10 protein-coding genes are annotated in these 10,445 nt (G+C 67.8%); 1 reads left to right on the plus strand and 9 read right to left on the minus strand.

Translation table 11 applies throughout. From position 1 onward, the window contains the following. Position 1 precedes the first annotated feature (1 nt). The 8 genes from glpK to glpD all read right to left on the minus strand — a co-directional run bounded on the left by glpK (position 2) and on the right by glpD (position 9,327). Positions 2–1,507 (minus strand): glycerol kinase GlpK, encoded by a 1,506-nt coding sequence (gene glpK, locus ACWPXE_RS02090; RefSeq protein ID WP_454016491.1) that lies wholly within the window; start codon positions 1,505–1,507, stop codon positions 2–4. 179 nt (positions 1,508–1,686) lie between these two features. Beyond that, the gene (locus tag ACWPXE_RS02095; RefSeq protein WP_454016492.1) at positions 1,687–3,441 is read right to left on the minus strand and encodes an ABC transporter substrate-binding protein; all 1,755 of its coding nucleotides are present in this window, start codon (positions 3,439–3,441) and stop codon (positions 1,687–1,689) included. Between the two features lie 58 nt (positions 3,442–3,499). Next, on the minus strand, positions 3,500–3,793 hold the full coding sequence (locus ACWPXE_RS02100; protein ID WP_094306232.1) for a DUF2160 domain-containing protein: 294 nt from the start codon (positions 3,791–3,793) through the stop codon (positions 3,500–3,502). Between the two features lie 19 nt (positions 3,794–3,812). Further along, complete coding sequence (locus ACWPXE_RS02105) at positions 3,813–4,610, minus strand: carbohydrate ABC transporter permease (RefSeq protein ID WP_014242527.1); 798 nt, start codon at positions 4,608–4,610, stop codon at positions 3,813–3,815. A 15-nt stretch (positions 4,611–4,625) separates the two neighbouring features. Then, positions 4,626–5,510, minus strand: coding sequence for a carbohydrate ABC transporter permease (locus tag ACWPXE_RS02110; protein WP_059399526.1), 885 nt, complete (start codon positions 5,508–5,510; stop codon positions 4,626–4,628). Beyond that, positions 5,510–6,598, minus strand: a complete 1,089-nt coding sequence (locus tag ACWPXE_RS02115) for an ABC transporter ATP-binding protein (protein ID WP_454016493.1) — start codon at positions 6,596–6,598, stop codon at positions 5,510–5,512. Before ACWPXE_RS02115 ends, ACWPXE_RS02110 begins: the two co-directional genes overlap by 1 nt. A gap of 16 nt (positions 6,599–6,614) precedes the next feature. After that, positions 6,615–7,718 (minus strand): ABC transporter ATP-binding protein, encoded by a 1,104-nt coding sequence (locus tag ACWPXE_RS02120; RefSeq protein WP_454016494.1) that lies wholly within the window; start codon positions 7,716–7,718, stop codon positions 6,615–6,617. 67 nt (positions 7,719–7,785) lie between these two features. Beyond that, on the minus strand, positions 7,786–9,327 hold the full coding sequence (gene glpD / locus ACWPXE_RS02125) for a glycerol-3-phosphate dehydrogenase (RefSeq protein WP_454016495.1): 1,542 nt from the start codon (positions 9,325–9,327) through the stop codon (positions 7,786–7,788). 211 nt (positions 9,328–9,538) lie between these two features. Here glpD and ACWPXE_RS02130 point away from each other — a divergent pair, with 211 nt between their 5' ends. Further along, complete coding sequence (locus ACWPXE_RS02130) at positions 9,539–10,144, plus strand: DedA family protein (protein WP_454016496.1); 606 nt, start codon at positions 9,539–9,541, stop codon at positions 10,142–10,144. Positions 10,145–10,183: 39 nt separating this feature from the next. Here ACWPXE_RS02130 and ACWPXE_RS02135 read toward each other — a convergent pair whose 3' ends face one another. Continuing rightward, complete coding sequence (locus tag ACWPXE_RS02135) at positions 10,184–10,387, minus strand: DUF3008 family protein (RefSeq protein ID WP_237907678.1); 204 nt, start codon at positions 10,385–10,387, stop codon at positions 10,184–10,186. Positions 10,388–10,445: the final 58 nt, after the last annotated feature.

Below are 10,445 nucleotides of genomic sequence, written 5' to 3' on the forward strand. Positions count from 1 at the left end.
CTCAGCGTTCGCGGCGCACGCGGCGCACGGCGTCCAGCCATCCCTCGTACAGGCGGACGCGCTTGGCCGCGTCCATTCGCGGCTCGAACCGGCGGTCGCAACGCCAGGCGCCGGCCAACGCCGCCTGATCGCGATAGACCCCCGCCTTCAGCCCGGCCAGCCCGGCAGCGCCCAGCGCGGTCGTCTCGATCACCGCCGGGCGTTCCACCGGCAGGTCCAGCACATCGGCCAGGAACTGGCACAGCCAGTCGTTCGCCGCCATGCCGCCGTCCACCCGCAGCGCGTCGGAGGTCGCCTTGTGCGAGGCCGACCAGTCGGAGACCATGGCGTCGCGCAGGTCGCGCGTCTGGAAGGCCACGGCCTCCAGCGCGGCGCGGGCGATGTGGGCTGGGCCGGCGTCCAGCGTCAGGCCGAAGACGGCGGCGCGGGCCTCGGGGTCCCAATGGGGGGCGCCCAGGCCCACGAAGGCCGGCACCAGATAGACGCCGTGGCTGTCCGGTACGCGGGTCGCCATGTCGTCGGTCTGGGAGGCGTGGGTGATGATCCCCAGCCCGTCGCGCAGCCACTTGATGGCCGCCCCGGCGATGAAGATGGAGCCCTCCAACGCGTAGGTCGTCCGCCCGTCCAGCCGATAGGCGACGGTGGTCAGCATGTTGGAGCGCGAGTCCACCGGCTCGTTGCCGGTGTTCAGCAGGGCGAAGCAGCCGGTGCCGTAGGTGGATTTCACCATCCCCGGCTCGAAGCAGGCCTGCCCGAAGGTGGCCGCTTGCTGGTCGCCCGCGATGCCGGTGATCGGGATGGCGCGGCCCAGCAGGTCCGGCTCCGTCGCGCCGAACTCGGCGCTGCTGTCCAGCACCTCCGGCATCATGGCGCGGGGGATGCGGAACAGGGCGAGAAGCTCGTCGTCCCAGTCCTGGCGGTGGATGTCGAAGACCATGCTGCGCGAGGCGTTGGTCGCGTCGGTGGCGTGCACCCGCCCGCCGGTCAGGCGGTGCAGCAGGAAGCTGTCGATGGTGCCGAAGCACAGTTCGCCCCGCTCCGCCCGCTCCCGCGCGCCGGGGACATGGTCGAGAATCCAGGCGATCTTGGTGGCGGAGAAGTAGGAATCGATCAGCAGCCCGGTCTTGCGCCGCACCAGCGGCCCGCAGCCCTCCTCCACCAGCTTGCGGCAGAGGTCGGAGGTGCGGCGGTCCTGCCAGACGATGGCGCGGTGCACCGGCTCACCCGTGCTGCGATCCCAGACGACGGTGGTTTCGCGCTGGTTGGTGATGCCGATGGCGGCGATGTCCGTAGCGCTCAGCCCGGCTTCGTCCACGGCGCCCCGCATCACCGCCACGGTGTCGCGCCAGATATCCTCTGGATCGTGTTCCACCCAGCCGTCGGCGGGATAATGCTGCGCGAACTCGCGCCGGGCCACCCCGGCGGGAACGCCCCGCCGGTCGAAGACGATGGCGCGGGTGGAGGTGGTGCCCTGATCGATGGCGAGGACGTGGCCGGCTTCAGACATGGTCTTTCCTATGGTCTTTCTTCTTTCCCCTCTCCCGTCTCGGGAGAGGGAGGGACCCACGCGTCAGCGTGGGAGGGTGAGGGTACTGGCAAGGATCAGCACCTTGATCCTCGAACGACCCTCACCCGGCCCTTCGGGCCACCCTCTCCCGGGACGGGAGAGGGATTCAAGTCATCGCCTCACTGCGCCATCGCGGCCTTCTTCGGCGGCGAGGCCGGCCAGGACTTGATGAGCTGGTCGTAGTCCACCGTCTCGCCCTTGGGTTTCTCGTTGGACAGCTTGCGCTGCGGCGCGGTGGTGCCGTCCTTCTCGGCCTTGGCGAACCAGAACTCCGCCGACTCCTTCTTGTTCAGCTTCGGCCCGCATTCGCCCTGCACGCCCGACCGCTCCAGCCGTTCCATCACCGAGTCCTGGGCCGCGGCCAGCGCGTCCATGGCCGCCTGCGGCGTCTTGGCGCCCGACGAAGCGTCGCCGATGTTCTGCCACCAGAGCTGCGCCAGCTTCGGGTAATCCGGCACGTTCACGCCGGTCGGCGTCCACTGCACGCGCGCGGGAGAGCGGTAGAACTCGACCAGCCCGCCCAGCTTCGGCGCGCGCTCGGTGAAGCTCTTGTCCCAGATGTCGCTTTCCCGGATGAAGGTCAGGCCGACATGGCTCTTCTTCAGGCTGACCGACTTCGCCATGGTAAACTGGGCGTAGAGCCACGCCGCCTTGCGGCGGTCCACCGGGGTGGATTTCAGCAGAGTCCAGGACCCGGCGTCCTGGTAGCCCAGCTTCATGCCGTCCTTCCAGTAGGCGCCCTTGGGCGACGGGGCCATGCGCCATTTCGGCGTGCCGTCGGCGTTCACCACCGGCAGGCCGTCCTTCACCATGTCGGCGGTGAAGGCGGTGTACCAGAACATCTGCTGCGCGACGTTGCCCTGGGCCGGCACCGGGCCGGATTCGGAGAAGGTCATGCCCGCGGCCTGCGGCGGCGCGTATTTCTTCAGCCATTCCACGTATTTGGTGACCGAGTAGACGGCGGCCGGGCCGTTGGTGTCGCCGCCCCGCTCGACGGAGGAGCCGACCGGGCGGCAGCCCTCCATGCGGATGCCCCACTCGTCCACCGGCTTGCCGTTGGGCAGGCCCTTGTCGCCGTTGCCGGCCATCGATAGCCACGCGTCGGTGAAGCGCCAGCCCAGCGATGGGTCCTTCTTGCCGTAGTCCATGTGGCCGTAGACCTTGACGCCGTCGATCTCCTTCACGTCGTTGGTGAAGAACTCGGCGATGTCCTCATAGGCCGACCAGTTGACCGGGACGCCCAGATCGTAGCCATACTTGGCCTTGAACTTCGCCTTGATGTCCGGGTTGGTGAACCAGTCGTAGCGGAACCAGTAGAGGTTGGCGAACTGCTGGTCGGGGAGCTGGTAGAGCTTGCCGTCAGGCGCCGTGGTGAAGGACTTGCCGATGAAGTCGTTCACGTCCAGCGTCGGCAGGGTCACATCCTTGCCCTCCCCCTCCATCCAGTCGGTGAGGGGAACCACCTGCTTGTAGCGGAAATGGGTGCCGATCAGGTCGCTGTCGTTGATCCAGGCGTCGTAGATGTTCTTGCCGGACTGCATCTGAGTCTGGATCTTCTCGACCACGTCGCCTTCTTGGATCAGGTCGTGGCGCAGCTTGATGCCCGTGATCTCGCTGAAGGCCTTGGCGAGCGTCCGGGCCTCGTACTCATGGGTGGTGATGGTTTCGGAGACGACGTTGATCTCCATGCCGGCGAAGGGCTTGGCGGCGTCGATGAACCACTGCATTTCCTTCAGCTGATCCTCCTTCGACAGGGTCGAAGGCCGGAACTCGCTGTCGATCCAGCGCTTGGCCGCCTCGATGTCGGCGAAGGCCGGGGCCGATGACAGAAGAAGCGCCGCCGCGGATGCGGAGGCGAGATACAGGGTACGCATCGTTTATTCCTCCCGTTTCCATTGTTTTAGGCCCGTTCCGGCCGGCACAGGCCGGCCGTCACACCCAGCGGAAGACCGCCGCGGCGTAGAGAAGCGAAAGCGCGGTCGCGTACTGCACCTCCCCGCCCACCAGCCCCAGCCAGGCGAGGTGGATGAAGGCGCTGCCGAGCAGCGTGATGAACAGCCGGTCGCCGCGCGTCGTGGTGATGCCCAGAACGCCGGGGCGCGCCACCTCCGGCCGGTTGAGCGCCAGGACGGTCAGCAGGGTCAGCAGCCCGGCGATGACGGCGAAGAAGGCGCCGGTCTGCCAGGTCCAGGCCATCCAGGCGAGATGTTCGGTGACGGTGTCCATGGCGGCGTCCTCCCTCCCGTCAGACGCGGCCCAGGGCGAAGCCCTTGGCGATGTAGTTGCGCACGAACCAGATCACCAGCGCGCCGGGCAGGATGGTCAGCACCCCCGCCGCCGCCAGCAGCCCCCAATCCATGCCGGAGGCCGAGACGGTGCGCGTCATCGTCGCCGCGATGGGCTTGGCGTCCACCGAGGTCAGCGTGCGCGCCAGCAGCAGCTCGACCCAGCTGAACATGAAGCAGAAGAAGGCGGTGACGCCGATCCCGCTGGCCACCAGCGGCATGAAGATCTTCACGAAGAAACGCGGAAAGCTGTAGCCGTCGAGATAGGCGGTCTCGTCGATCTCCCGCGGTACCCCGGACATGAAGCCTTCCAGGATCCACACCGCCAGCGGCACGTTGAACAAGCAGTGGGCCAGCGCCACGGCCAGCGGCGTGTCGAACAGCCCGATGGCCGAATAGAGGTTGAAGAACGGCAGCGCGAAGACCGCCGCCGGGGCCATGCGGTTGGACAGCAACCAGAAGAACAGATGCTTGTCCCCCACGAAGCGGTAGCGCGAGAAGGCGTAGGCCGCCGGCAGGGCCAGCGCGATCGACAGCACCGTGTTCAGCGCCACATACTGCAACGAGTTCAGGTAGCCTGAATACCAGGACGAATCGGTGAAGATCCGCCGGTAATTCTCGAAGGTCAGGGTGTGCGGCCACAGCGTCAGGCCGCTGACGATCTCGGTGTTCGTCTTCAGGCTCATGTTCACGAGCCAGTAGATCGGCAGCATCAGGAACAGGATGTAGAGCGTGAGGACGATCCGTGCGCGCAGCATGGCCCGTTTCCTTTGCTAATTCCGTTGCGCGTCCATGCGGGTCATGACCGTGTAGAAGACCCAGCAGACCGCCAGGATGATCAGGTTGTAGACGATGGACAGGGCCGCGGCCTTGCCCAGATCGAACTGCCCCAGCGCCAGCTTCACAAGGTCGATCGACACGAAGGTGGTCGAGTTGCCGGGGCCGCCGCCGGTCACCACGAAGGGCTCGGTGTAGATCATGAAGCTGTCCATGAAACGCAGCAGCACGGCGATCAGCAGCACCCGGTGCATCTTCGGCAATTGGATGTTGCGGAACACCGCCCAGCGCGAGGCCCCGTCGATGCGGGCCGCCTGGTAGAAGGCGTCGGGGATGGAGCGCAGGCCGGCGTAGCAGAGCAGCGCCACCAGCGAGGTCCAGTGCCAGACGTCCATCGTCACGATGGTCACCCAGGCCGACAGCGGGTCCGCCGTGTAGTTGTAGGGAATGCCCAGCCGGTTGACCGCCCAGCCCAGCAGGCCGATGTCCTCGCGGGCGAAGATCTGCCAGATGGTGCCGACGACGTTCCACGGGATCAGCAGCGGCAGCGCCAGCACCACCAGCGTCGCCGCCACCCGCCAGCCGTGGCGCGGCATGCTCAGAGCCACGGCGATGCCCAGCGGCACCTCGATCAGCAGGATCAGCAGCGAGAACAGCAGGTTGCGCCACAGCGCGTCGAAGAAGCGTCCGCCGAGGTCGGTGGAGGGGTCGAGAAGCTCCTGGTACCAGCCGATGCCGTTCCAGAAGAACTGATTGTTCCCGAAGGTGTCCTGCACCGAGTAGTTGACCACCGTCATCAGCGGCAGGATGGCCGAGAAGGCGACGATCAGCAGCACCGGCAGGACCAGCAGCCAAGCCCCCTGGTTGACGGGTTTGTCCATCACGCCGCCTCCCCTTCCACGAGCGTTCCGTCCGCGTAGACATGCACCATGGCGGGATCGAGCAGCAGCGACGCCTCATCCCCCGCCAGCGTCAGATCCTCCGGCACCGTCGCCGCCATGGGCAGGCCCGAGAGTTCCACCCGCGCGATGCGCGTGCGCCCCAGATCGTCCAGCCGGCGCACCCGCACCGGCACGCCGCCGGCCCCGGCGGGCACGAGCGTGGCGAATTCCGGCCGCACGCCGATCTCGATCTTTGCTCCGCCATTCAGGGCGGGATAGCCGCGGCGCAGCGCGATGACGTGCCCGCCGACCCGCGCGGCGCGGCCCGACACCTCCGCTGGCAGGACGTTCATGCCCGGCGACCCGATGAAATGGCCGACGAAGACGTGAGCGGGCCGCTCGAACAGCTCCTGCGGACGGCCGACCTGGACGACGCGCCCGTCATGCATCACCACCACCTTGTCGGCGAAGGTCAACGCCTCCGTCTGGTCGTGGGTCACGTAGATCATCGTCAGGTCGAGCGCGCGGTGCAGCGCCTTCAGCTTCGACCGCAGCTCCCATTTCAGATGGGGGTCGATGACGGTCAGCGGCTCGTCGAACAGGATGGCCGCCACGTCCGGACGGACCAGCCCGCGCCCCAGCGAAATCTTCTGCTTGGCATCGGCGGTCAGGTTCCGCCCGCGCCGGTTCAGGTCGGCCGTCAGGTCGAGCAGCCCGGCGATCTCCCGCACCCGCGCGTCGAGCGGCGCCCCGCGCAGGCCGCGGTTGCGCAGCGGGAAGGCGAGGTTCTCGTAGACCGTCATGGTGTCGTAGACGACGGGGAACTGGAACACCTGGGCGATGTTGCGCGCCTCGGTCGGCAGCGCCGTCACGTCCTTGCCGTCGAACAGCACCCGCCCCTCGCTGGGGGTCAGCAGGCCGGAGATGATGTTGAGAAGCGTTGTCTTGCCGCAGCCCGACGGCCCGAGCAGCGCGTAGGCCCCGCCCTGCTCCCACACATGGGTCATCGGCTTCAGCGCGTAGTCGTCGTCGCCTTTGGGATTGGATGTGTAGCTGTGGCCGAGGGATTGAAGGTCGATGCGCGCCATGCCGTCCGCCCTCCCGTCACGCCGCCATGACCAGCGGCGGCGCCGCGGCCAGCCGCCCGTCATGGCCGAACACGAACAGCCGCCGCGGGTCGATGAAACAGTCGATCCGCTCGCCCGGCTCGACCTCCAGCACGCCCCGCGTGACGGCCACCCAGCGGTCGGTTCCGCCATCGGTGCGCGGCAGGTCGATGTGGACGAAGCTCTCCGAGCCGGTGATCTCACTGACCGCCACCGCACCGCTCAGGGACATAGCGTCGGCGTGGGGCCGCGTCAGGTGCAGGTGGTCGGCGCGGAAGCCGATGGTGTAGTCGTCGTCCGGCAACTCCGCCAGAACGCCGCGGGCCGGCCCGTGCTCGCCGGTCGCCAGAACGATCTGCAAGCCGCGCTTGTGCACCCGCATGGTGTTGAGCGGCGGGTCGGAGAAGACTCGCGCGCTGATCAGGTTGGCCGGGCGGCGATAGACGTCCGGGGTGCGCCCGAACTGCGCCAGCCGCCCTTCCCACAGCGTCGCCGTGTTGCCGCGGAGCAGGAGCGCCTCCGCCGGCTCAGTCGTCGCGTAGACGAAGACGGCGCCGGTCGCGGCGAAGATCTTCGGCAGTTCCTCCCGCAGTTCCTCGCGCAGCTTGTAGTCCAGGTTGGCCAACGGCTCGTCGAGCAGGACGAGCTGCGCCTCCTTCACCAGGGCGCGGGCGATGGCGGTGCGCTGCTGCTGGCCGCCGGAGAGCTGCTGCGGCGTGCGCTGCAGGTAGGGCTCCAGCTTCAGCAGGCGGGCGGCTTCCCGCACCTTGCGGTCGATCTCGTCCTTGGGCCGGCGGGCCACCCGCAGGGGGGAGGCGATGTTCTCGTAGACCGACAGCGAGGGGTAGTTGATGAACTGCTGGTAGACCATGGCGACGGAGCGCTCGCGGACGTGCCGCCCCGTCACGTCCACCCCGTCCACCAGCACGCGCCCGGCACTGGGCACGTCCAGCCCGGCCATCAGCCGCATCAGCGACGTCTTGCCCGACAGGGTCGGCCCCAGCAGAACGTTCAGCGACCCGCGCTCCAGGCTCAGCGACACGTTCTCAAGGTGAACGTGGCCGCCGACATGCCTGCTGACCTTGTCCAGAACCAAGCCCACCGGCCTTCCTCCCCAATATTCATTTTTTCTTTATTGAGATGGTTCTTGTCGCCGTGTTTCCAGCCTCCTATTCGGCCGCGTCGGATGCCCTCTCCCTGCGGCTGCGCTCCTCCGTCATGAAGGCGTCGAGCGCCTGGGCCTGGGCGGCGTCCAGCCGCAGCCCCAACTTGGTCCGGCGCCACAGCACGTCCTCGGCGGTTTCCGCCCATTCCTCCGTCATCAGATAGCGGACCTCGGCCTCGGTCAGGGTCCCGCCGAAGTCACGGCCGAGATCCTCCGGCCGCGCGGCGCTGTCGAGGATCCGGCGGGCGCGGGTGCCGTAGGTGCGCGCCAGCCGCTCCAGATGCGGCTGGGTCAGGAAGGGCGCCCGCCCGCGCAGTTCGGAAACCAGCGCCGCAACGCCGTCCGCCGGGAAATCGCCGCCCGGCAGGGTCCCGGCGCTGCTCCAGTCCGACGCGCCCGGGGCGAGCTTCGGCAGGAAGGGCGCCAGCTTGGCGATCGCCGCGTCGGCCAGACGGCGGTAGGTGGTGATCTTGCCCCCGAAGATGTTGAGCAGCGCCGCCTTGCCATCGCCCGGCGCGTCGAGCGCCAGCACGTAGTCGCGGGTCGCCGCCTGCGCCGTCGAGGCGCCGTCGTCGTAGAGCGGGCGGACGCCGGAATAGGTCCACACCACGTCGGCCGGGGTCACCGGCTTGGCGAAATAGTCCCCGGCGGCGGCGCAGAGATAGGCGATCTCCGCCTCCGACGCGCGGACCTCCGCCGGATCGCCCTGATAGTCATTGTCGGTGGTGCCGATCAGTGTGAAGTCGCGCTCGTAGGGGATGGCGAAGACGATGCGCTTGTCGGCGTTCTGGAAGATGTAGCAACGATCGTGGTCGAACAGCTTTGGCACCACGATGTGCGAGCCTTGGACCAGACGGATGCGCGCGTCCACCGTCGACCGCGCCCCTTGCCGCATCACCTCCGACACCCAGGGGCCGGCGGCGTTGACCAGGGCGCGGGCGCGGATGCTGCTGCGCTGGCCGCTGCGCGTGTCCTCCACCGTCACGGTCCACAGCCCGTCCTCGCGGGCGGCGCTCAGGAAGCGGGTGCGGGTGCGGATCGTCGCGCCCATGCGGGCGGCATCCTGCGCGTTCAGAACCACCAGACGCGCGTCGTCGACCCAGCAATCCGAATATTCGAAAGCGCGTGCGAAACCCGGTTTCAGCGGCTTCCCAGTCGGATCGCTGCGCAGATCGAGCCCGCGCGTGCCCGGCAGCTTCTCCCGCCCGCCGAGATGATCGTAGAGGAACAGGCCGAGCCGCAGGAACCAGGAGGGCCGCAGGCCGGGCAGATGGGGCAGGACGAAACGCAGCGGCCAGATGATGTGCGGCGCCATGCGCCACAGCACCTCGCGCTCGCGCAGCGCCTCGCGGACCAGCCGGAACTCATAATATTCCAGGTAGCGCAGGCCGCCGTGGATCAGCTTGGTCGAGGCCGAGGACGTGCCCGACGCCAGATCCTTCTGTTCGCACAGATAGACGGAGCAGCCCCGCCCCGCGGCATCGCGCGCGATGCCACAGCCGTTGATGCCGCCGCCGACGATGGCAAGGTCGTAGACCCCGGCCATCCATCCCTCCTCTCCGCTGTGCGCCCGCCCCTTGCGGTCTGCGCCTTCGTTTTCGTTTCAAACGGTAGCCGAGGGTTCGGCAGGCCGCAATACGAAAAAAGTGAAAGCAATACGAAAGGCCATGGCACCGTCACCCCTCCCTCGTTGGGGGAGCCGGTGAACTCCGGCGCCACCGGCGGGTTTATCCAGGCAACCGGAACCGGAGGACCGCGTGTTCGAGTGGATCACTGACTTGGTCGAAAGCGGCGGCTACGCCGGCATCGCGCTTCTGATGCTGCTGGAAAACGTCTTTCCGCCCATCCCATCGGAACTCATCATGCCGCTGGCCGGCTTCGTCGCCGCCCGTGGGGACCTCAGCCTGCCGCTGGTGGTTCTGGCTGGCACCGTGGGTTCTGTGGCGGGCGCGCTGTTCTGGTACTACGCCGGACTGTGGCTGGGCAGCGAGCGGCTGAAGCGGCTGGCCGCCCGGCATGGCCGCTGGCTGACGGTGGCGCCCGCGCAGGTTGACGAGGCGACGGGCTGGTTCCGCCGACACAGCGGGGCGTCGGTGTTGATCGGGCGCCTGATCCCGGCGGTGCGCACGCTGATCTCTGTTCCCGCGGGGATCGCCGGGATGGGTCTGGCCCGCTTCATGGCCTATTCGAGCATCGGAACGGCGCTGTGGTCGCTGGTTCTCGCCGGTGCAGGTTATTTGCTGGAGGGCCAGTACGACAAGGTGTCGGGATGGATGGACCCGGTGGCCAAGCTGGTCATCGCCGCCATCGCCGCCTGGTACGCCTACCGCGTCGCCACCTTCCGTCCGCAGGAACAGAACTGACGGGGTCACCCCCGTCAGTTCCGCAGAAACAGCCTGACATCAATCCTTTGCGTCATCCTTTGAACTGCGGGCGGGCAGATCCTTGCGCTTTGCGGAGGCCATCTCCCGCAGTTCTTTCTCGCTCATCGACTTGGCCATTTCCTTCGACGCCCCGCGCAGGCTGGATTCCGGCTGCTCCCCACGCTTGGCGGCCAGCGCCGCACCCGCAGCCATCTGCTGCTTCTTGGACTCCGCCTTGCTCATCCGATCCCTCCCCCGTGATGTGAACGCTCCTTCCATCAACAGGATCAGAGCGGATTCC

This window comes from Azospirillum sp. Marseille-Q6669, assembly GCF_965111635.1.